The organism is Microcella alkalica (assembly GCF_014137945.1).
Classification (GTDB): domain Bacteria; phylum Actinomycetota; class Actinomycetes; order Actinomycetales; family Microbacteriaceae; genus Microcella; species Microcella alkalica.
Genome location: NZ_JACGWX010000001.1, coordinates 874,825 through 895,371, shown reverse-complemented (window position 1 = coordinate 895,371; position 20,547 = coordinate 874,825). Strand labels below are relative to the sequence as shown.

Annotated in this window: 16 protein-coding genes and 2 pseudogenes; 12 read left to right on the top strand and 6 right to left on the bottom strand. The window is 70.6% G+C overall.

What is annotated here, in order from left to right:
• Both FHX53_RS04305 and FHX53_RS14145 read right to left on the bottom strand, forming a co-directional pair.
• Positions 1 to 1,387, bottom strand: a pseudogene (locus FHX53_RS04305) (glycoside hydrolase family 15 protein); the annotation flags it as partial.
• A gap of 69 nt (positions 1,388 to 1,456) precedes the next feature.
• Positions 1,457 to 1,774: pseudogene (locus tag FHX53_RS14145) on the bottom strand (trehalase-like domain-containing protein); the annotation flags it as partial.
• Positions 1,775 to 1,853: 79 nt separating this feature from the next.
• Here FHX53_RS14145 and FHX53_RS04300 point away from each other — a divergent pair.
• On the top strand, positions 1,854 to 3,227 hold the full coding sequence (locus FHX53_RS04300) for a glucose-6-phosphate dehydrogenase (protein ID WP_246335391.1): 1,374 nt from the start codon (positions 1,854 to 1,856) through the stop codon (positions 3,225 to 3,227).
• Between the two features lie 4 nt (positions 3,228 to 3,231).
• Positions 3,232 to 4,008, top strand: a complete 777-nt coding sequence (locus FHX53_RS04295; RefSeq protein WP_182490067.1) for an SDR family NAD(P)-dependent oxidoreductase — start codon at positions 3,232 to 3,234, stop codon at positions 4,006 to 4,008.
• Here FHX53_RS04295 and FHX53_RS04290 read toward each other — a convergent pair.
• Positions 4,005 to 4,478: a hypothetical protein gene (locus tag FHX53_RS04290; protein ID WP_182490066.1), complete on the bottom strand. Its 474-nt coding sequence runs from the start codon at positions 4,476 to 4,478 to the stop codon at positions 4,005 to 4,007. The two genes, FHX53_RS04295 and FHX53_RS04290, sit on opposite strands and share 4 nt — an antisense overlap.
• Positions 4,479 to 4,548: 70 nt before the next feature.
• On the opposite strand from FHX53_RS04290, the gene FHX53_RS04285 reads away from it, so the two are divergent.
• From FHX53_RS04285 to FHX53_RS04270, 4 genes are all read left to right on the top strand, one after another.
• Positions 4,549 to 5,205, top strand: coding sequence for a CDP-alcohol phosphatidyltransferase family protein (locus FHX53_RS04285; RefSeq protein WP_343050802.1), 657 nt, complete (start codon positions 4,549 to 4,551; stop codon positions 5,203 to 5,205).
• Positions 5,198 to 5,689, top strand: coding sequence for an FHA domain-containing protein (locus tag FHX53_RS04280; RefSeq protein WP_182490064.1), 492 nt, complete (start codon positions 5,198 to 5,200; stop codon positions 5,687 to 5,689). The genes FHX53_RS04285 and FHX53_RS04280 overlap by 8 nt, the downstream gene beginning before the upstream one ends.
• Positions 5,689 to 6,399: a transcriptional regulator FtsR gene (ftsR, locus tag FHX53_RS04275; protein ID WP_182490063.1), complete on the top strand. Its 711-nt coding sequence runs from the start codon at positions 5,689 to 5,691 to the stop codon at positions 6,397 to 6,399. The genes FHX53_RS04280 and ftsR overlap by 1 nt, the downstream gene beginning before the upstream one ends.
• A gap of 117 nt (positions 6,400 to 6,516) precedes the next feature.
• Positions 6,517 to 7,059: a MerR family transcriptional regulator gene (locus tag FHX53_RS04270; protein ID WP_182490062.1), complete on the top strand. Its 543-nt coding sequence runs from the start codon at positions 6,517 to 6,519 to the stop codon at positions 7,057 to 7,059.
• A 73-nt stretch (positions 7,060 to 7,132) separates the two neighbouring features.
• Here the strand turns inward: FHX53_RS04270 and FHX53_RS04265 are convergent, their stop codons facing one another.
• Positions 7,133 to 7,936, bottom strand: coding sequence for an AAA family ATPase (locus tag FHX53_RS04265; RefSeq protein WP_182490061.1), 804 nt, complete (start codon positions 7,934 to 7,936; stop codon positions 7,133 to 7,135).
• 119 nt (positions 7,937 to 8,055) lie between these two features.
• Between FHX53_RS04265 and FHX53_RS04260 the strand changes: the two genes are divergently transcribed.
• The 3 genes from FHX53_RS04260 (at position 8,056) to FHX53_RS04250 (ending at position 13,353) form a co-directional block, all read left to right on the top strand.
• Positions 8,056 to 11,454 carry a pyruvate carboxylase gene (locus tag FHX53_RS04260; RefSeq protein WP_182490060.1) on the top strand — a complete coding sequence of 1,133 codons (3,399 nt, stop codon included), beginning with the start codon at positions 8,056 to 8,058 and terminating at the stop codon, positions 11,452 to 11,454.
• A gap of 80 nt (positions 11,455 to 11,534) precedes the next feature.
• Entirely contained in the window at positions 11,535 to 12,842 is a 1,308-nt protein-coding gene (locus tag FHX53_RS04255) for a MinD/ParA family ATP-binding protein (RefSeq protein ID WP_182490059.1), read from the top strand.
• Between the two features lie 10 nt (positions 12,843 to 12,852).
• Positions 12,853 to 13,353, top strand: coding sequence for a peptide deformylase (locus FHX53_RS04250; RefSeq protein WP_182490058.1), 501 nt, complete (start codon positions 12,853 to 12,855; stop codon positions 13,351 to 13,353).
• Positions 13,354 to 13,407: 54 nt separating this feature from the next.
• On the opposite strand, the gene FHX53_RS04245 is transcribed toward FHX53_RS04250, so the two are convergent.
• Positions 13,408 to 15,234: an AMP-binding protein gene (locus FHX53_RS04245; RefSeq protein ID WP_182490057.1), complete on the bottom strand. Its 1,827-nt coding sequence runs from the start codon at positions 15,232 to 15,234 to the stop codon at positions 13,408 to 13,410.
• A gap of 103 nt (positions 15,235 to 15,337) precedes the next feature.
• On the opposite strand from FHX53_RS04245, the gene FHX53_RS04240 reads away from it, so the two are divergent.
• The 3 genes from FHX53_RS04240 (at position 15,338) to FHX53_RS04230 (ending at position 18,537) form a co-directional block, all read left to right on the top strand.
• Positions 15,338 to 16,303: an ROK family glucokinase gene (locus FHX53_RS04240; protein ID WP_182490056.1), complete on the top strand. Its 966-nt coding sequence runs from the start codon at positions 15,338 to 15,340 to the stop codon at positions 16,301 to 16,303.
• 43 nt (positions 16,304 to 16,346) lie between these two features.
• Complete coding sequence (locus FHX53_RS04235; RefSeq protein ID WP_182490055.1) at positions 16,347 to 17,036, top strand: lysophospholipid acyltransferase family protein; 690 nt, start codon at positions 16,347 to 16,349, stop codon at positions 17,034 to 17,036.
• A gap of 121 nt (positions 17,037 to 17,157) precedes the next feature.
• On the top strand, positions 17,158 to 18,537 hold the full coding sequence (locus FHX53_RS04230) for a class II 3-deoxy-7-phosphoheptulonate synthase (RefSeq protein WP_182490054.1): 1,380 nt from the start codon (positions 17,158 to 17,160) through the stop codon (positions 18,535 to 18,537).
• 42 nt (positions 18,538 to 18,579) lie between these two features.
• Here the strand turns inward: FHX53_RS04230 and pknB are convergent, their stop codons facing one another.
• Positions 18,580 to 20,547: a Stk1 family PASTA domain-containing Ser/Thr kinase gene (gene pknB / locus FHX53_RS04225; RefSeq protein WP_182490053.1), complete on the bottom strand. Its 1,968-nt coding sequence runs from the start codon at positions 20,545 to 20,547 to the stop codon at positions 18,580 to 18,582.

Here is a 20,547-nt window from a genome sequence, read left to right as displayed (position 1 = left end):
CCGCTTGCGCTCGGTCGCGATCGCATCCGCTGCGCGCACGAGGGCGAGGTGCGAGAGGGCTTGCGGCGTATTGCCCATGTGGCGCTCGTCGTCGACGTCGTACTCCTCGGCGAGGAGCCCGGACGTCGTTCGCGAGCCCGACGAGGCGGTCCATGAGCGCCACGCCGTCGTCGAGGCGTCCGCCCCGCGCGTAGTTCTCGACGAGCCAGAACGCGCACGCGAGGAACGGGTGCTCGTCCCCGGGCAGCCCGTCGATCCCCGACTCGGTGCGGTAGCGCAGCGGCAGGCCGCCGCGCAGGAGGGTCTCCTCGATGCGCGCGACGGTCGCGAGCATCCGCGGGTCGTCGTAGGCGACGAAGCCGATGTGCGCGAGCTGCAGCAGCGAGGCGTCGACCTCCTCGGTCTCGTAGTGCTGCACGAACCATCCGCCCTCGCTCACGCCGTTGCGCATGATCTCCTCGCGGAGCCCGTCGCGGAGCGCCTCCCAGCGCTCGGCGTCGCCGGAGAGGCCGTGCACGCGCACGGCGTGCGCGCCCCGGTCGAAGGCCGCCCACAGCATCGCGCGCGAGTGCGTGAAGGTGCGGTGCGGTCCGCGGATCTCCCAGATGCCGTTGTCGCGGCGGTCGAGGTGCTTCTCCGCGTGCTTCAGCAGCTCGGTCTGCAGCGCCCACGAGAACTCGTCCTCCTCGATGCCGAGGTCGCGCGCGCGATCGAGGGCGATGAGCACCTCGCCGAAGATGTCGCCCTGGAACTGCGTGTACGCGCCGTTCCCGATGCGCACGGGCGCCGACCCCCGATAGCCGGGCAGCGAGTCGAGCTCGTACTCGGTCAGCCGCCGCTCGCCCGAGAGGCCGTACATGATCTGCAGGTCCTGCGGGTCGCCTGCGATCGCGCGCAGCAGCCACGCCCGCCACTCGGCGGCGCCGGTCTGATATCCGTGCAGCATGAGCGCCTCGAGCGTGAGCGCGGCGTCGCGCAGCCACACGTAGCGGTAGTCCCAGTTGCGGCTGCCTCCCATGTCCTCCGGCAGGCTCGTCGTCGGCGCGGCGACGATGCCGCCGGTGTCCTCGTGCGTGAGCGCGCGCAGCACGAGCAGCGACCGCCGCACGTGCTCGTCGTAGGCGCCGGGCGCCGCGCACGTGCTCGCCCAGTCGCGCCACCATTCGCGGGTGCGATCGAGCTGCCCGTCGATGTCGAGGGGCTCCGGCGCGACCCGGTGGGCGGGGAACCAGGTGAGCACGGTGTCCACCGTCTCTCCCTCCCGCACGACGAACTCGGCGCGGTGCGCGTGATCGACCGCACGGAAGCGAGGCCCTCGGACGACGACCGCGTCCGGCCCCGCGATCGCGACGAGAGCGGGATGCTCGTCCGTGCCCCCCTGCCGCATCCACGGCATCGCGCTCGCGTAGTCGAACCTGATCCGCAGCAACTGCTCGACGGCGACCTCGCCGCTGATGCCCCGCACGCGGCGCACGAGGTCGGCTCGGCGGTCTCCGTGGGGCATGGCGTCGATCACCTCGATCTCGCCGGTCGGCGACCGCCAGCGCGTGACGAGCACGAGGGTGTCCTCCTCGTAGTGGCGCTCCGCGCACTCGACGGCTCCGATGGGTCGCAGCAGCCATTGCCCGTGCTCCTCGGTGCCGAGCAGGGCGCCGAACATCGAGGCCGAGTCGAACCGCGGCAGGCACAGCCAGTCGATCGCCCCCTGCCGACTGATGAGCGCGGCCGTGTGGCAGTCGCCGATGACGGCGTAGTCCTCGATGGGGGCGGGCATCCTCCCAGCCAATCGGAGCTTCCTCCGAACTCCGTGCACGAGCCGCCGTCTCGCACCCTCTCGCGCTTAGCGTGGAATGATGCCCTCCTCCCGCGACCGCTCCCTCATCATCCTCGGCGCCACCGGCGACCTCGCCGAGAGGCTCCTGCTCCCCGGGCTCGCGAGCCTCCTCGCCGTCGGCCGCTGCGCCAAGCTCGAGCTCATCGGCGCAGGCGGCAGCGACTGGAGCGACGAGCGCTGGCGCGACCTGCTGCGGGCGACGCTCGGGGAGTCGGCGGGCGACGCGCTGCCGGGCATCCTCGAGCGGGCGCGATACGTGCGCACCGATGCGACCGACGCGGATGCCCTGCGCGCGCTCCTCGCCGCCGCGACCCGCGACCCGCTGCTGTACCTGGCCATCCCGCCCTCGACCGCGCGCGCGACCGTCGAGGCGCTCGCGGCCGTCGACCTCCCCGACGGCACGGTGCTCGCCCTCGAGAAGCCGTTCGGGGTCGACCGCGCGAGCGCCGCGCAGCTCAACGCCCGGCTCGCCGAGCTGCTGCCGGAGGACCGCGTCTTCCGCATCGACCACTTCCTCGGCAAGTCGACGGTCGCGAACCTCATCGGACTGCGCGCCGCCAACCGCGTGATCGAGGCCGTGTGGAACCGCGACGGCATCGATCGCATCGAGATCGTCTACGACGAGTCGCTCGCGCTGGAAGGGCGCGCCGGGTACTACGACACGGCCGGGGCGCTCGTCGACATGATCCAGAGCCACCTGCTTCTCGTGCTCGCGCTCGCCGCGATGGAGCTCCCGTCGAGCCTCGAGGCCGACGACCTCCACGGCGCGATGATGCAGGTGCTGCGCGCGACGACCGTGCGCGACGGCGATGCCGAGGCCGCGAGCCGACGAGCCCGGTACACCGCCGGAGCGATCGACGGCGAGACCGTGCCCGACTACGCCTCCGAAGATGGCGTCGACGCGAGCCGATCGACCGAGACGCTCGCCGAGGTCGTCGTCGAGATCGGCACGCCGCGCTGGGCCGGCGTGCCGATCGTGCTGCGCAGCGGCAAGGCCCTCGGCGCCCCCTCGACGCACGTGCGCGCGAGCATGCGCCCGGCACCGCATCTTCCGCACGGCCTCGAGCCCGCCGGCGGCGCCCCGGCGATCACGATCGCGCTGAGCCCCGAGCGACTGGCGATCGAGCTCGACATCAACGGGGCGGGCGACCCGGGCGAGCTCGATCGGGTGAGCCTCGACGCCGAGTTCACGGCCGGAGAGCTGACCGCGTACGGCGAGGTGCTCGGCGACGTTCTCGAGGGCGACGCGGCCTTCACCGTCCGCGGCGACGTCGCGGAGGAGTGCTGGCGCATCGTGGAGCCCGTCCTCGAGGCGTGGCGCGCCGACCGGGTCCCGCTCGAGGAGTACCCGGCGGGCTCGAGCGGTCCGTCCAGCTGGGCGCCGCTACCGTAGCGCTATGACGACGGCTCTCATCACGGGAGCGACGGCCGGCATCGGCGCTGAGTTCGCCCGCCAGCTCGCCGCCCGCGGCACCGATCTCGTGCTCGTCGCGCGCACCGCCGACCGGCTCGAGGAGGTCGCGGCCGAGCTGCGTTCGCGCCACGGCGTCGGGGTCGAGACGATCGCGGCCGACCTCTTCGAGGAGCCAGGAGTCGCGGCGGTCGAGCGCCGCGTGCGCGACGAGGCGGATCCGGTCGACCTGCTCGTCAACAACGCCGGTCACGGTCTCGTGACCGACTTCGCCGCGTCGCCGCTCGACGACGAGGTCCGCCACCTCGACCTGCACGTCGGCGTGCCGCTGCGCTTGACCCACGCGGCGATGCAGGGGATGCTCGCGCGCGGCGAGGGCCGGATCGTCCTGATCTCGAGCGTCGCGGCCTTCACCCCTCGCGGGAGCTACGGCGCAGCCAAGGCCTGGGGGGTCTCGTTCGCGCGGTGGGCGAACCTCCGGTACCGCGGTCTCGGAGTGAGCGTCACGGCGGTTGCCCCAGGTTTCACGCGCACCGAGTTCCACGAGCGGATGGGGGTCGCGACGACGGGCGTGCCCGGGCCGCTCTGGCTCGATGTGCGCGACCTCGTGCGGCTCGCCCTGCGTGACATCGACCGGGGCCGCTCGGTGTCGATCCCGACGCTGCGCTACAAGGTCATCGCCGGGCTCGCGCGCGTCGTGCCGGCGCGGATGGCCGCGGCGGGGAGCCTCGCACCGGCCGACCGCGCCGCGCGACGGCGCTAGACGCGCGCCGGCTCGGCGGAGGCCGCGCTCTCGGCGGCGAGCTGAGCCTTCCAGGCGACGAGGCCGCGGACGGTGGCGCTCTCGTCCTCGGCGAGACGCTCCATGGCGTCGGCGGGAACGGCGTAGTTGATCGCCACCCACGCGCGGACGGTCTCGTCGGCATCCGACGCGAGCGCACGGAGGACGTCGCATGGCGTGTGCTCGTTCTTGGCGACGCACGCGCGCACGCTCGCGACGGGGTCCTTCGCGAGAGCCGCGTAGACCTCGTCAGGAGCGTGGTACGACAGCGCCGCGCTCTCGCGGATCTTCGGGTTCGCATCGCCCGCGAGGCGACGGATGCGCGCGATCTTGGACGCCGTCACGGAGGGCGAGAGGAACTGCGCCACCGGGTCGGGGGAGGTCGCGCGCACGGGAGCGCTCGCGGCGAGCTGCCGGCGCTGGGCGGGGGTGTTGAAGCGGATGCACGACATGCGCGGAAGAATAACCCGGGCTCGCGATATCGGTCGGCTCGGGCGCGCCGCGCCTCACTACACTGACAGCGTGAGCGAAGCCGACGCAGTGCCCCCGGCGAGCCGCCCCCCCGTCAGCACGCGCGTCCTCACGATCCCGAATCTGCTGAGCGCCATCCGGCTCGCGCTCGTGCCCGTGTTCCTCGTCCTGGTGCTGACCGGTCAGGATGTCGCCGCGCTCCTCGTGATCGTCTTCTCGAGCGTCTCCGACTACGTCGACGGCATCATCGCGCGACGGTACGACCAGATCACCCGCCTCGGCCAGCTCCTCGACCCGGCCGCCGACCGTCTCTTCATCTTCGCCGCGGTGATCGCGCTCGCGGTGCGCGAGGTCGTGCCGTGGTGGCTCGTGGTCGTGATCGTAGGCCGCGACGTCATGCTCGTGGTGCTCGGCATCGTCCTCGCGCAGCATCGGTACGGCCCGCTGCCCGTGCACCACCTGGGCAAGCTCGCGACGTTCGCCCTCTTCTACGCGCTGCCGATCCTCGTGCTCGGGCAGGCGTTCCCCGATGCGCGCGCGGTCTCCGATCCCATCGGCTGGGCCTTCGCCCTGTGGGGCGCGTTCCTCTACTGGTGGGCCGGTGCGCTCTACCTGCGTCAGACCCTCGAGCTCGTGGGGAATCGGCCAGGAGCACCGGCCGCCGCATCGGATACGCTGAATCCCCTGAGGAGGTCCACTGATGGCTGAGAACGTGTCTGCCCGCCCCACGGGGGATGAGCAGAGCAGCGCCGCGCCGGCGTACAACTCGTCGGAGACGACGGTCCACTACGGTCCGGACTTCGTCGCGCAGCTCGCCGCCATGGAGGCCGGGGTCACAGTCGAGGAGCAGGAGGCGATCGCCGCGCTGCCCTCCGGGTCGGCCCTCCTCATCGTCCGACGCGGCCCCAACACGGGCGCCCGCTTCCTCCTGGACGCCGACGTCACCGTCGCCGGCCGGCACCCAGACGCCGACATCTTCCTCGACGACGTCACCGTGTCGCGCAAGCACGCCGAGTTCCACCGCGACGGCACCTCCTTCACCGTCCGCGACCTCGGCTCGCTCAATGGCCTCTTCTTCAACGGCGAGCGCATCGACGGTACTGCCGCGCTCATCGACGGCTCGGAGGTGCAGGTGGGCAAGTTCCGTCTGACCTTCTACGCCTCGCGCGCCGACCGACGCCCGGTCGCGTAGTGGCGGAGCGGTCCGCCGCCGCTGCTCGTCGTCCCGCGACAGCCGCGGCATCCCTCCTGAGCATCGGCCAGGTGCTCGCCAAGCTCAGCCCCGAGTTCCCCGATCTGACGCCGTCGAAGCTCCGTTTCCTGGAGGAGCGTCAGCTCATCGCGCCGTCGCGCACCGAATCCGGCTACCGCAAGTTCTCGCCGACCGATGTCGATCGTCTGCGCTTCGTGCTCACGATGCAGCGCGACCACTACCTGCCGCTCAAGGTCATCCGCGGCTACCTCGACGAGCTCGACGCCGGGCGCACCCCGAGCCTGCCGCTCGGCGGCGCTGTCCCCGCGCCCTCGATGCTCGCCACGGAGCGCCGGTACAGCCGCGACGAACTCGTGCGCGAAGCCGGTGCCACGTCGGCGCTGCTCGGCGACGCGGTCACGGCCTCGCTCATCGCGCCGAGCGAGACGTACGGCGACGACGCGCTCCAGGTGCTCCGCTCGCTCGTCGAGCTACAGCGATCGGGCATCGAGCCGCGTCACCTGCGCGGCTTCCGGGCGGCGGCCGAGCGCGAGCTCGGCCTCATCGAGAGCGCGCTCATCCCGGTCTCGCGCCGCAACGATCCCTCGTCGCGGGCGCGCGCCGCAGAACTCGCCGTCGAGATCGCCGGCCAGCTCGAGATCGTGCGCTCGAGCCTGATCAGATCGGCCCTCGGCAGGCTACAGTCGTAGTCGGGCCCGACACGCCGCGCCGACGATGCGAATGTCTCCGGCGGGGGTCGGGTGGCTCGCTAGTCTGGATGACGTGATGCGAAGTATCACGTTAACGATGAAGGTTAGGTAGAGGCCATGAGCGACGTCAGCCGCCGCGACGATCGGTACGACCTCGGCCTGCTCTTCACCGATGGCCTTCCCGAGCTCGACGCCCAGGCCGGCTACCGCGGCGCCGTCGCCGCTCGCGCCGCCGGCATCTCCTATCGCCAGCTCGACTACTGGGCCCGAACGCAGCTCGTCGAGCCGACCGTGCGCGGCGCCTCCGGCTCGGGCACCCAGCGCCTCTACGGCTTCCGCGACATCCTCGTCCTCAAGCTCGTCAAGCGACTTCTCGACACGGGCATCTCGCTCCAGCAGATCCGCACCGCCGTGAACCAGCTCCGTGAGGCGGGCGTCAACGACCTCGCCCAGACCACCCTCATGAGCGACGGCGCCAGCGTCTACCTCTGCACCTCCGACGACGAGGTCATCGACCTCGTGAGCCGCGGGCAGGGCGTCTTCGGCATCGCCGTCGGCAAGGTCCTGCGGGAGGTCGAGAGCTCGCTCGTCGATCTCGACTCGACCGCCGCCGACCCGGCGGACGAGCTCGCTCAGCGCCGCGCCACGCGCGCGAGCTGACCTCGCCCGCTCCACGGGCATCCCTCGTGCGCTCGGCGCACGGTGATCGCGCGATCCTCGCGCGGGCTCGCGGCTAGCGCTGGGCGTACTCGCCCATGCGGGCGGTGCGCATGACGCGCTCGAGCAACTGGTCGAAGTTGCGCGCCATTTCCTGAGCGCTCTCGCCCGGCCAGATGTGCAGCGGCTTCGCCGCGCCCTGCGCCTGCTGCAGCGAGGTGCGCTCGGGAAGCTGGGGAGCGAGCACGAGGGGCCCGAACATGTCGCGCAGCTCCTTGATGCGGAACTGGTGCTCGAGGCTCTGCACGCGGGCGCGGTTGACGATGATCCCGAGCGGCTGCAGGCGCGGCGACAGTCCGCGACGGATCTCCTCGATCGCGCGCAGCGCGCGATCGGCGGCGGCGACGGAGAAGAGCCCCGGCTCGGTCACGACGACGACGCGGTCACTCGCCGCCCAAGCCGTGCGGGTGAGGGCGTTGAGCGAGGGCGCGCAGTCCACGAGCACGAGGTCGTAGTCGTTCTCGACGTGCGCGAGGGCCTCCTCGAGCTTCCAGATCTCGCGGATGCTCGGGTGCGGCCCGTCGAAATTGATCGCGCTGGGGCTGCCGATGAGCACGTCGACCGTTCCGGAGCGGCCCTTCGTCCAGCCCGAGGGCGCGATCGCCTGACGGACGACCTTCTCCTTCGGCGAGGCGAGGACGTCGGCGACGTTGAGCCGCCCGGCGACGGAGATGTCCATCCCGGTCGAGGCGTCGGATTGCGGGTCCAGGTCGACGACGAGCGTTCGCAAACCGCGGGAGAAGGCCGCGGATGCCAGCCCGAGCGTCACCGTGGTCTTTCCCACGCCTCCCTTGAGGGAGCTGATGCTCAGTACGTGCACGATGAACGACCCTACCTTCACTAGTCTTGAAGTGCGCGCCCACGCGCCGACCTCGGTATGCCACCACGATCCATCGCGGGCCTCCCCTCGGCCTGCCCGGGTCACCCTGAGAGGAATCGATGTTCCGGAAGATCCTTGTAGCCAACCGCGGCGAGATCGCGATCCGCGCCTTCCGAGCCGCATACGAGCTTGGCGCGAGAACGGTCGCCGTCTTCCCCTACGAGGATCGCAATTCCATGCATCGGCTCAAGGCCGACGAGGCGTACCAGATCGGCGAGCCCGGCCATCCCGTGCGCGCCTACCTGGATGTCGCGGAGATCATCCGCGTCGCGAAGGAGAGCGGTGCCGACGCCATCTACCCCGGCTACGGCTTCCTGAGCGAGAATCCGGACCTCGCGCAGGCCGCTGCCGACGCGGGCATCGCCTTCATCGGCCCGCCGCGCGCAGTTCTCGAGATGGCGGGGAACAAGGTCACCGCGAAGGAGCACGCGATCGCAGCGGGCGTCCCGGTTCTGAAGTCGAGTCCCGCGACGACCGACATCGAAGTCCTCGTCGCGGCCGCGGACGACATCGGCTTCCCCATCTTCGCGAAGGCCGTCGCCGGCGGCGGCGGGCGGGGGATGCGACGGGTCGAGAGCCGCGACGACCTGCGGTCCGCGCTCGAGGCCGCCATGCGCGAGGCGGACAGCGCCTTCGGCGACCCGACGATGTTCGTCGAGCAGGCGGTCGTGCGCCCTCGCCACATCGAGGTGCAGATCCTCGCGGACTCCCACGGCGAGACGGTGCACCTGTTCGAGCGAGACTGCTCGGTGCAGCGCCGCCATCAGAAGGTGGTGGAGATCGCTCCGGCCCCGAACCTCAATGAGGATGTCCGCCAGGCGATGTACCGCGACGCGGTCGCCTTCGCCCGGTCCATCGGCTACGTCAACGCCGGAACGGTCGAGTTCCTGCTCGACACGGCGGGGGAGCGCGAGGGCGAGCACGTGTTCATCGAGATGAACCCGCGCATCCAGGTCGAGCACACGGTGACCGAGGAGATCACCGACGTCGATCTGGTGCAATCGCAGATGCGCATCGCCTACGGGCAGTCGCTCGCTGAACTCGGCCTTAAGCAGGAGCAGATCCACCTTCGGGGGGCGGCGCTGCAGTGCCGCATCACGACGGAGGACCCGGCGAGCGGGTTCCGTCCCGACACGGGCAAGATCACGACCTACCGCTCGCCGGGTGGTGCCGGGGTCCGCCTGGACGGCGGCACGATCGCCTCCGGTGCGCAGATCTCGCCCCACTTCGACTCGATGCTCGCGAAGATGACCTGCCGCGGGCGCGACTTCGGCGCCGCGGTCGCGCGCGCGAGGCGCGGTCTCGCCGAGTTCCGCATCCGCGGCGTCACCACGAACATCCCGTTCCTCCAGGCGGTGCTCGACGACCCGCAGTTCCAGGCGGGCGATCTGAGCACCTCCTTCATCGACGAACGACCCGAGCTCGTGCGGGCGAACATCTCGAAGGATCGCGGCACGAAGGTGCTCAACTGGCTCGCCGACATCACGGTCAACCAGCCGAACGGCGCGGGCGCCGCCGCGATCGACCCCGCGACGAAGCTCCCGACGATCGACCTCGAGGCGGAGGCCCCGGCTGGCTCGCGCCAGCGCCTGCTCGAGCTCGGCCCCGTGGGATTCGCCCGCGCTCTGCGCGAGCAGACCCCGCTCGCCGTGACCGACACGACCTTCCGCGACGCGCACCAGTCGCTCCTCGCGACGCGCGTCCGCACCAAGGACCTCGTCGAGGTCATGCCGTACGTCGCGCGCATGACGCCCGGGCTTCTGAGCGTCGAGGCGTGGGGTGGCGCGACGTACGACGTCGCGCTGCGCTTCCTCGGCGAGGACCCGTGGCAGCGACTCGCGGCGATGCGCGAGGCTCTGCCGAACGTCGCCATCCAGATGCTGCTGCGCGGCCGGAACACCGTCGGATACACGCCGTATCCGACCGAGGTCACCGAAGCCTTCGTGCGCGAGGCGGCTGCGACGGGCATCGACGTCTTCCGCATCTTCGACGCGCTCAACGACGTCGATCAGATGCGCCCCGCGATCGACGCCGTCCTCCAGACCGGCTCGACGGTCGCCGAGGTCGGTCTCTGCTACTCGGGCGACCTGCTCGACCCGGCGGAGGATCTCTACACGCTCGACTACTACCTGCGTCTTGCCGAGCAGGTCGTCGACGCGGGCGCGCACATCATCGCCATCAAGGACATGGCCGGGCTCCTGCGGGCCGGGGCCGCCGAGAAGCTCGTCGCGACGCTCCGTGACAGATTCGACCTGCCCGTGCACCTGCACACCCACGACACCGCGGGCGGGCAGCTCGCGACGCTCCTAGCCGCGTCACGAGCCGGGGTCGACGCCGTCGATGTCGCGAGCGCGCCCATGGCGGGCACGACCTCCCAGCCGCCGTTCTCGGCGCTCGTCGCCGCTCTCGCTCACACCGAGCGCGACACGGGCCTGAGTTTGCAGGCCGTGAGCGACCTCGAGCCGTACTGGGAGGCAGTGCGCCGCGTGTACGCGCCATTCGAATCGGGGCTCTCGGGCCCGACGGGTCGCGTCTACCACCACGAGATCCCCGGCGGGCAGCTCTCGAACCTGCGTCAGCAGGCGATCGCGCTCGGTCTCGGCGACCGCTTCGAGCTCATCGAGGACTGGTACGCAGAGGCCAACCGGATCCTCGGCCGTCCGACGAAGGTCACCCCGTCGTCGAAGGTCGTCGGCGACCTCGCCCTGCAGATGGCGGCCGCGGGAGCCGACCCGGCGGACTTCGAGGCGAATCCCGAGAAGTACGACATCCCCGACTCCGTCATCGGCTTCATGGCCGGCGAGCTCGGCGATCTGCCCGGCGGCTGGCCCGAGCCGTTCCGCTCAAAGGTGCTCGCAGGTCGCACAGTCAAGATCGGGACGACAGCCATCACCGATGATCAGCGGGCGAAGCTCGACGGCTCGACGGACGAGCGCCGGCTCACTCTCAACCAGCTCCTGTTCCCGCAGCCCACGCAGCAGTTCCTGCAGGTGCGCGAGCAGTTCGGCGACCTCTCCGTCCTCAGCACGCCCGACTACCTCTACGGCCTCAAGCCGGGTGTCGAGCACGTCATCGAGATCGAGCGGGGCGTGAGCCTGTTCGTGAGCCTCGAGGCCATCGGCGAGCCTGACGAGAAGGGCATGCGCAGCGTCATGGCGACGCTCAATGGTCAGATGCGTCCTGTGACGATCCGAGATCGCGCCATCGCCGTCGACACCGTGCAGGCGGAGAAGGCCGACCCCGCGCATCCCGGTCAGATCGCCGCGCCCTTCATGGGCGTCGTGACGCTGCAGGTGGCGGAGGGCGACGCGGTCGAGGCGGGTGCGCCCGTCGCGACGATCGAGGCGATGAAGATGGAAGCCGCGATCACGAGTCCGGTCGCCGGCACGGTGCGGCGCCTCGCGATCCCCGCCACGCAGCAGGTCGAGGCGGGCGATCTTCTCGTCGTCGTCGACTGAGGGCGATTCATTCCACTGCCGGGCGGGGGATTCCCGGACGATAGACTGAGCCGTCCACGAGAACGACGAAGGGTTCGTGAATGGTGACCGACCGCGCCTCCGGCGATGAGGGAGACGGCGGCCTCGGGCGCGCCCGCTCGGTGGCCGACGGCCTCGAGCCCGCCGGTGGCGACGATCTGGCCACGACGCTGCCCGAGAGTCTGACGATCGAGGTCGCCCTTCCGGCTCCCGTCCACGAAGCGCCGGAGGAGGAGGCAGCCGTCGCCCTCGTCGGCACCGGGGTCGACCCCTCCGTGGTCGCGGTGCTGGAGACCAACACGACCTCGATCTCGCTCTCCGAACCGGCGCTCGCGGCCGCGACCACGCCGGCGAGCCCGGCGGACACGGGCTCCATCGCGATCGCCGACTACTCGCGGCGCGAGCGCATGGCGGGAACGGATGTCGGCCCCGAGTCGGCCGCGATGCTGACCGCCGATCGGCTGATCGACCCGCGACGCGGGCCCCGCTCGGCGCCCGAGGGCGCGTGGCAGCGTTTCGTCTACCGCACGACCTTCAAGCGCGTGAACCTCGGCGACTCGGCCCGCGTCCGCGCCCGCAAGGAGCTCGACGCGCGCATCGACGCGGTGCTCGAGGGAGGCGCGCGCTTCGTACCTGTGCTGACCCGCAAGGGCGGCGTCGGCAAGACGACGATCACGACGCTCCTCGGCATGGCGCTCGCGTCCGTGCGGGAGGACCGCATCATCGCGATCGACGCGAACCCGGACCGCGGAACGCTGTCGGAGCGCGTGACGAAGCAGACGCGCGCGACCGTGCGCGATGTCGTCAACAAGGCCGCGAGCATCCAGGGATTCACCGACTTCACGCGGCTCGTCTCCCGTGACGCGACGCGCCTCGACATCCTCGCCTCCGACACCGACCCGATGCTCTCCGAGGCCTTCGACGAGAACGACTACAACGTGGTCGCGGACCTCGCCGCCCGCTACTACTCGATCGTGCTGACCGACTGCGGAACGGGCATCGTGCACTCCGTCATGCGCGCGACCCTGCAGCGCGCCGACTCGATCGTCATCGTCTCCGGCGGCAGCGTCGACGAGGCCAGGCTCGCCTCCGAGACCCTCACCTGGCTCGAGGCGAACGGGTACGGCGAGCTCGTGCGCAACGCGGTCGTCGCGATCAACACCGCGACCCAGGGCACGAACCTCGTCAAGCTCGAGGAGATCGAGGCGCACTTCGCCTCGCGCGTTCGCGCGATCGTGCGGATCCCGTACGACGAGCAGCTCGCCGCCGGCTCCGTCATCCACTGGAGCGACCTGCGGCCGCTCACGCGTCAGTCGGCGCGCGAGCTGGCCGGCATCGTCATCGGCGGCATGCCCGACCGGGAGGCGTGAGCGCCGCACGATGACCGTCCGCCCCATCCGCCTCTTCGGCGATCCGGTGCTCCGATCGCGCGCCGATGAGGTCGTCCGCTTCGATCCGTCCCTGCGGATACTCGTCGACGACCTCCTCGACACCGTCCAAGTGCCCGGCCGAGCGGGAGTCGCCGCGCCGCAGATCGGTGTCGGGCTCCGCGTCTTCAGCCTCAACATCGATGGCACGCTCAGCTACGTCGTGAACCCGGTGCTCGCCGAGGTGCGCGGCAGCGCGGAGCCAGTCGAAGAAGGCTGCCTCTCAGTGCCGGGCTTCGGGTTCCCGCGCAGACGGCACCCGTGGGCTCGTGTGACCGGCGTCGACGTGGCGGGGGAACCGATCGAGATCGCGGGAGACGGGCTGCTCGCGCAGGCGCTCCAGCACGAGACGGATCATCTCGACGGGCGCCTCTACATCGAGGGACTCGATCCGGAGCTCAAGCGCGAGGCGATGCGAGGCATCCGCCAGGCGGAGTGGTTCGGTCGCCCCTAGCGGACGAGAGCGGGGCGCCGGACCGCGTCCGACGTCCCGCGCCCAGCGCTTCTGTTACTGCTGCAGCGAGATGCCCTGCGTAGCGGGAGCACCCGTGTACATGGCCTCGATCGCCGTGGCGAAGTCGTTGACGATGACGTTGCGCTTGATGCTCATCTTGGGGGTCAGGTGGCCGCTGGCCTCCGTGAACTCCACGGGCAGGACGGTGAACTTGCGGATCGACTCCGCGCGCGAGACACGGCTGTTCGCCGCATCGATCGAGCGCTGGACCTCGGCGAGCACCTTCGGGTGCTTGACCGCGTCGGTGAGCGGCATCGTCGCGTCCTCGCCGTTGTTGTTGAGCCAGACCGGGAGCATCTCGGGGTCGAGCGTCACGAGGGCCGAGACGAACGGCTTCTGGTCGCCGACGACGACGACCTGACCGACGATAGGGTTCGCGCGGATCGGGTCCTCCAGGGCGGCGGGGGCGACGTTCTTGCCGCCGGCCGTGACGAGGATCTCCTTCTTCCGGCCCGTGATCGTCAGGTAGCCATCGGCGTCGAGCGAGCCGATGTCGCCGGTGCGGAACCACTCGCCGTCCATGACCTCGGCGGTCGCCTCGGGCTTGTTCCAGTAGCCGCCGAAGACGTTGACGCCCTTGACGAGGATCTCGCCGTCGTCGTCGATCCTCACGCCGATGCCGGGAAGCGCGGGGCCCGTCGTGCCGATCTTGAACTTGTTCACGAGGTTCACGGTCGCGGGGGCGGTGGTCTCAGTGAGGCCGTACCCCTCGAGGATCCGGATTCCGAGGCTGCGGAAGAAGTGCCCGAGACGCGGGCCGAGCGGCGCGGAGCCGGAGACGGCGTACTGGACGCGGCCGCCCATCGCCGTCTTGAGCTTCGAATACACGAGCTTGTCGAACACGGCGAACTGCACCTTGAGACCGAACGGGACGTGGCCGGCGTCGAGCGCCTTCGAGTGGGCGACGGCGACATCGGCGGCACGACGGAAGATCTTGCCTTTGCCGCCGGCCTCCGCCTTCTGCTCGGCCGAGTTGTACACCTTCTCGAACACGCGGGGCACCGCGAGGAGGAAGCTCGGCTTGAAGGAGCCGAGCGCTGCGAGAAGCTGCTTGGTGTCGGCCTGGTGGCCCACCTTGGCGCCCGCGTGCACGGCGAGGATGGAGATGAACCGCGCGAAGACGTGCGCGGTCGTGATGAAGAGGAGCGTGGACGACCCGGGGGTCACGACCTCCTTCATCGCCACGGCGGCGTTGCGGCAGAGCTCGACGAAGTTGGAGTGGGTGAGGATGCAGCCCTTCGGCGTGCCCGTCGATCCCGAGGTGTAGATGAGCGTCGCCAGGTCGGAGCCCTGCGCGAGGTTCCGTCGCTCCTCGAGCTGCTCGTCGGTGACCGAGCCGGGGTCGGCTGCGAGCTTCTCGAGGTCGCCGAGGTGCATCTGCCAGACGCGGCTGACGTGGGGCAGGTCGCCGGCCACCTCGTCGTAGCGCGCGAAGTGCTCAGCCGTCTCGACGATGAGCTCCCGGGCCCCCGAGTCTTCAAGGATGTACTGGATCTGGCTCGGCGAGCTCGTCTCGTAGATGGGGACGAGCACGGCGCCGGCGAACCACGTGGCGAAGTCGACGAGGGTCCACTCGTAGCGCGTCTTGCACATGAAGCCGATCTTGTCGCCCGGCTGCACGCCCGCCGACATGAGGCCCTTGGCCAGCGCGACGACCTGGGCGTGGAACTCGCCCGCCGTGACATCCGTCCAGCCGCCATCGGCGGTGGGCAGTGCGAACAGAGGCGCATCGCGATCGATCGCGACGCGGTCGACGAGCAGGTCGCTCGCGTTCGCTCCGGGATCGGGCGACACGACGGCCGGGACGACGAATTCTTGCACGGGGACTCCTTTGGCACCGTCAACGGGTGGGTTCAGTGACGACCACTCTAGTCCGCGGTCGGGGGCCGATGACGGGACACGGGGCTCACTAGACTCACTCCTCGTGCATGCTGTGGGAATCGACATCGGTGGAACGAAAATCGCCGGCGCTCTTGTCGGCGATGACGGATCGATCCTCGCGGAGGACCGTCATCCGACCCCCGCGGGCGACCCTCACGCGATCGTCGACGTCGTCGTCGAGATGGTCGAGCGCCTGAGCGCGGGCCAGCAGGTCATCGCCGCGGGCGTCGCCGCGGCGGGCTTCATCGACTCGGCGCAGTCGACCGTGTACTACGCCCCCAACATCAACTGGCGCAACGAGCCGTTCCGCGATCGCCTCCGCGACCGCCTCGGCATCGACGTCACGATCGACAACGACGCCAACGCGGCCGGCTGGGCGGAGTTCCGCTTCGGCGCCGCGCGCGACGTGCGCGACATGACGATGCTCACGATCGGCACCGGCGTCGGCGGTGCGATCGTCACGGGAGATCGCCTCCTGCGCGGCGGCTTCGGCACCGCGGGGGAGCTGGGGCACCTGCGCGTCGTGCCGGATGGGCTTCCCTGCGGCTGCGGTGCCCATGGCTGCATCGAGCAGTACGGCTCGGGGCGCGCACTGCTGCGCATGGCGAACGAGATCGCCGATGCCGGCGGCATCGGCCTTGCCCTCGCGGACGCTCGCGAGCAGCACGGGAAGCTCGACGGCGGCATCCTCGCCGGCTTCATCACCGAGCGCGACCCGGGGGCCCTGCACGCGCTGTCGCAGCTCGGCCGCTGGCTCGGACAGGCGTGCGCGAGCCTCTCCGCCGTCCTCGATCCCGAGATGTTCGTCTTCGGCGGGGGAGTCTCGATCGCGGGCGACCTGCTGCTCGACCCCGTCCGCGAGGCCTATCTCACCCACCTGCCGGCGCGCGGCTATCACCCGGAGCCCGTGTTCGTCACGGCCGAGCTCGTGAACGACGCCGGCGTCGTCGGCGCCGCCGATCTCGCCCGCATCCATGCCGCGAGCATCGGCTCCTCGCCCGCGGACTAGGGTTGACGGATACGACCGCGACCACGATCGGGGAGGGACGACGATGTTCTACTGGCTCATGAAGAACCTCGTCATCGGCCCCATCCTCCTCACGGTCTTCCGCCCGTGGGTGCGAGGAATCGAGAACGTGCCACGCACGGGCCCCGTGATCCTCGCGAGCAACCACCTCTCGTTCGTCGACTCCATCTTCCTGCCGCTCGTGCTCGACCGCCGGGTCGTCTTCCTCGCCAAGAGCGACTACTTCACGGGCAGGGGGATCAAGGGCTGGCTCACGCGCGTCTTCTTCGAAGCGAGCGGGCAGCTGCCGATCGACCGGTCCGGCGGCAAGGCGAGCGAGGCCTCTCTCAACACCGGTCTCCGCGTGCTCTCCGAGGGCTTCGCGCTCGGCATCTACCCCGAGGGCACGCGCAGCCCGGACGGCGTCATGTACCGAGGCCGCACGGGCGTCGCGCGCATGATCCTCGAGTCCGGCGCCACGGTCGTGCCCGTCGCGATGATCGACACGGAGAAGGTCATGCCGATCGGCGTGCGGATCCCCAAGGTCAAGCGCCCGGGCCTCGTCTTCGGCGAGCCGCTCGACTTCTCGCGCTTCGCGGGCCTCGAGTCCGATCGGTTCGTGCTCCGCTCGATCACCGACGAGATCATGTACGAGCTCAATCGACTGAGCGGCCAGGAGTATCACGACGTCTACGCGACGACCGTCAAGGACAAGCGCCCGCCGCACGTGCGCTGACCGGCCTGCGTTCGCCGTCGCCGCCGCTCCGAGCGGTGTCCCCGCTCGGCTAGGCTCGTTCTCGCGGCAAGGGAGCCGCAGCCCTCCGCCCTGTTCCTGCCGCTGTGAAGGATGTTCCACCGTGGTCGATGCGACCGAACCCGTCATCTTCGCCGATCCCGCCGTCATCGCGGGGCTCGACCACTGGCGCACCCTCTCCATCAAGCAGCAGCCGGCGTGGCCCGATCCGACGGCTGTCGCCGCGGCCTCGGCCGAGATCGCCTCGATGCCGCCGCTCGTGTTCGCCGGCGAGGTCGACCAGTTGCGCGAGCGACTCGCTCGAGCCGCCCGGGGCGACGCATTCCTGCTTCAGGGGGGCGACTGCGCCGAGACCTTCGCGGGTGCGACGGCCGATCAGATCCGCAATCGCGTGAAGACCATCCTGCAGATGGCCGTCGTTCTCACCTACGGCGCCTCGATGCCGGTCATCAAGATGGGCCGCATGGCCGGTCAGTTCGCGAAGCCCCGCTCGAGCGACACCGAGACGCGCGGCGACGTCACGCTTCCGGCGTATCGCGGCGACATCGTCAACGGCTACGACTTCACGCCCGAGTCGCGCGAGGCCGACCCGGGGCGCCTCGTGAAGGGGTACCACACAAGCGCATCGACGCTGAATCTCATCCGCGCATTCACGCAGGGCGGTTTCGCGGATCTGCGCATGGTCCACAGCTGGAACAAGGGCTTCGCCTCGAACCCCGCGAACCAGCGCTACGAGGGCCTGGCGAGCGAGATCGACCGCGCCATCCGCTTCATGGAGGCGGCGGGTGCCGACTTCGATGAGCTCAAGCGCGTCGAGTTCTACTCCAGCCACGAGGGCCTCCTGATGGACTACGAGCGGCCCATGACGCGCATCGACTCGCGCACCGGATTGCCGTACAACACGAGCGCCCACTTCCTCTGGATCGGCGAGCGCACGCGCGAGCTCGACGGCGCGCACGTCGACTTCTTCCGCCGCATCCGCAACCCCATCGGAGTCAAGCTCGGTCCCTCGACCACGCCCGAGACGATGGAGCGGCTCATCGACGTCCTCGACCCCGATCGCGAGCCCGGTCGCCTCACCTTCATCACGCGCATGGGCGCCGGGAAGATCAGGGATGCCCTGCCTCCGCTGCTCGAGGCGATCACGAGCATGGACGCGACGCCGCTGTGGGTGACCGACCCGATGCACGGGAACGGGCTCACGACCCCGACCGGATACAAGACGCGCCGCTTCGATGACGTCGTCGACGAGGTGACGGGCTTCTTCGAGGCGCATCGACAGGTCGGCACGCACCCCGGCGGGATCCATGTGGAGCTCACGGGCGACGACGTCACGGAGTGCCTCGGCGGCTCGGAGATGATCGACGAGGCGACGCTCGCGACGCGCTACGAGTCGCTGTGCGACCCGCGCCTGAACCACATGCAGTCGCTAGAGCTCGCGTTCCTCGTCGCCGAGGAGCTCAGTAAGGCCTCACGCGCCTGACGCGAGCGAGCGATCACTGGGCGAGGCGGTGCGGCTGATCGATCAGAAGATCGCGAAGACGACGATCGTCGTGCCGCGGATCTGGAACGAGCCCCCGTCGGGATCGGTGCCCGTGACGATCGCGAGACCGTTGTCCCACTGATCCTCCGGGATGACGGTCCGCACCTCGACGCCGAACTCCGCCGCCTGCAGCGCGTCAACCGCCTGCCGGATGGTCGAGCCCGCCACCCAGGGCACCTCGACGAGATCGGGCCCTCGCGAGACGATGAGAGTGAAGGCGTCGCCCGGGCGGAACGGCCCATCCGCGGCGGTCACGGCGCGCAGGACGAGTCCTTCCGCGATGTCGTTGTTGAACTCCGAGTCGCCGCCAACGGTCGCCGCGAGGCCGAGCGCCTCGAAGGCCGCGCTCGCGGTCGCCGGCTCCACGCCGACGACGTCCGGCAGCGGCCCGAGCGAGACGAGGAGAGTCACGGGTGTGCCCTTGAGGGAGTCCGCGCCCTCGGGGAGCCCGGTCTCCGCGCCGTCCTCGCCGATCGACACGACGCCGATCGCCGAGCCCTGGGCGATGTCCGCGTCCACCTGTCTGATGGACTCATCGGCGACGACGAAGCCCGCGTCGTCGAGGAGCGCGCGCGCGTCCGCCTCCGGCGCTCCCGCGACCGCCGGCACGGTCGTCGGCTCGGGTCCGAGGGAGACGACGAGCGTGACGGTCGAGTCGCGCGGGACGATCTCGCCCGCGGGCGGATCGGTGCCGAGCACGGCCCCGGAGGGGATCTCCAGGTCGTGGGCGGTCATCGGCTCGGCGCCGACGAGGAGTCCTTGCTCGAGCAGGGCAGCGCCGGCCGCGTCGGGGGACTGCCCTCGTACGTCCGCGATCGTGACCTGAGCGCCGGGACCGGCCCCGAACCACCAGCCGGCGCCGCCCGCCGCGAGGGCGATCAGCAGGACGAGGGCGAAGGCGATCCAGCCGCGCTTGCGCCGGCGACCGGTCGCGCGCGCGAGCTCGCCCGTCGCGGATCTCGATGCCAGAGCCGCAGCGCCGGCCCCTCCCGCTCCGCCGCTCGTCGCGAGCGCGCCGATTACCTGGGTCTCGGCGGTGATCGTCGGCGGGACGAGCGGGGTCGTGAACACCATGGTCTTCTGCGGGCCCGTCGCCGAGAGTGAGGTCTCGAGCGAGCGGGCCGTCTCGACGACCTGCTCGAGCAGGACGCGGGCATCCGCCGGACGGTGCTCGGGGTCGCGCGCGGTCGCCCACAGCACGAGCTCGTCGAGCTCCGCGGGCACGCTGGGATTGGCGGTGCTCGGCGCGGGCACGGTGTCGTTGGCGTGCTGGAACGCGATCTGCATGGGCTGCTCGCCCTTGAAGGGCTGCTCCCCGGTGAGCATCTCGAACATCATGATGCCGACGGCGTAGATGTCGCTGCGCGTGTCAGCGATGCCGCGCGTAACGAGCTCCGGCGACAGGTAGGCGATCGTGCCGAGGAGGGCGGCTCCGGCCGCGGTCGCGGCGGATGCCGCGCGCGCGAGTCCGAAGTCGCCGATCTTGATTCGGCCGTCATCGGCGAGCAGGACGTTCTCCGGCTTGAGGTCCCGGTGAACGATGCCGGCCTTGTGCGCGGCGGAGAGCCCGGAGACGATCGCCTCGACGATGTCGAGCGTCTGCTGCGGCGTCAGCGCGCCGTACTCCTGCAGGAGCTCGCGCAGGGTGATGCCGGGCAAATACTCCATGACGAGGTACGCAGATTCGGCGTCCTGCCCCTGATCGAAGACGTTGACGACGTTGGGGTGAGCGAGCCGGGCGGCCGAACGGGCCTCCTGGATGAATCGCGCCGTGAACTGGCTGTCGTCGGCGAGGTGGCCGTGCATGATCTTCACGGCGACGAGCCGCTCGAGCCGCTGGTCGGTGGCGAGGTAGACCGTCGCCATCCCGCCCCGTGCGATGCGCGAGCGCACGTGGTAGCGACCGTCGATGAGCCGCCCGATCATGGGGTCGGACGTCGAGGTGCTCAC

Bases quoted from the DNA above. Each gene is read 5' to 3' on its own strand.
- FHX53_RS04300 (WP_246335391.1), top strand. From the start codon at position 1,854: ATGCCCTCCTCCCGCGACCGCTCCCTCATCATCCTCGGCGCCACCGGC.
- FHX53_RS04295 (WP_182490067.1), top strand. From the start codon at position 3,232: ATGACGACGGCTCTCATCACGGGAGCGACGGCCGGCATCGGCGCTGAG.
- FHX53_RS04290 (WP_182490066.1), bottom strand. From the start codon at position 4,478: ATGTCGTGCATCCGCTTCAACACCCCCGCCCAGCGCCGGCAGCTCGCC.
- FHX53_RS04280 (WP_182490064.1), top strand. From the start codon at position 5,198: ATGGCTGAGAACGTGTCTGCCCGCCCCACGGGGGATGAGCAGAGCAGC.
- FHX53_RS04270 (WP_182490062.1), top strand. From the start codon at position 6,517: ATGAGCGACGTCAGCCGCCGCGACGATCGGTACGACCTCGGCCTGCTC.
- FHX53_RS04260 (WP_182490060.1), top strand. From the start codon at position 8,056: ATGTTCCGGAAGATCCTTGTAGCCAACCGCGGCGAGATCGCGATCCGC.
- FHX53_RS04255 (WP_182490059.1), top strand. From the start codon at position 11,535: ATGGTGACCGACCGCGCCTCCGGCGATGAGGGAGACGGCGGCCTCGGG.
- FHX53_RS04250 (WP_182490058.1), top strand. From the start codon at position 12,853: ATGACCGTCCGCCCCATCCGCCTCTTCGGCGATCCGGTGCTCCGATCG.
- FHX53_RS04235 (WP_182490055.1), top strand. From the start codon at position 16,347: ATGTTCTACTGGCTCATGAAGAACCTCGTCATCGGCCCCATCCTCCTC.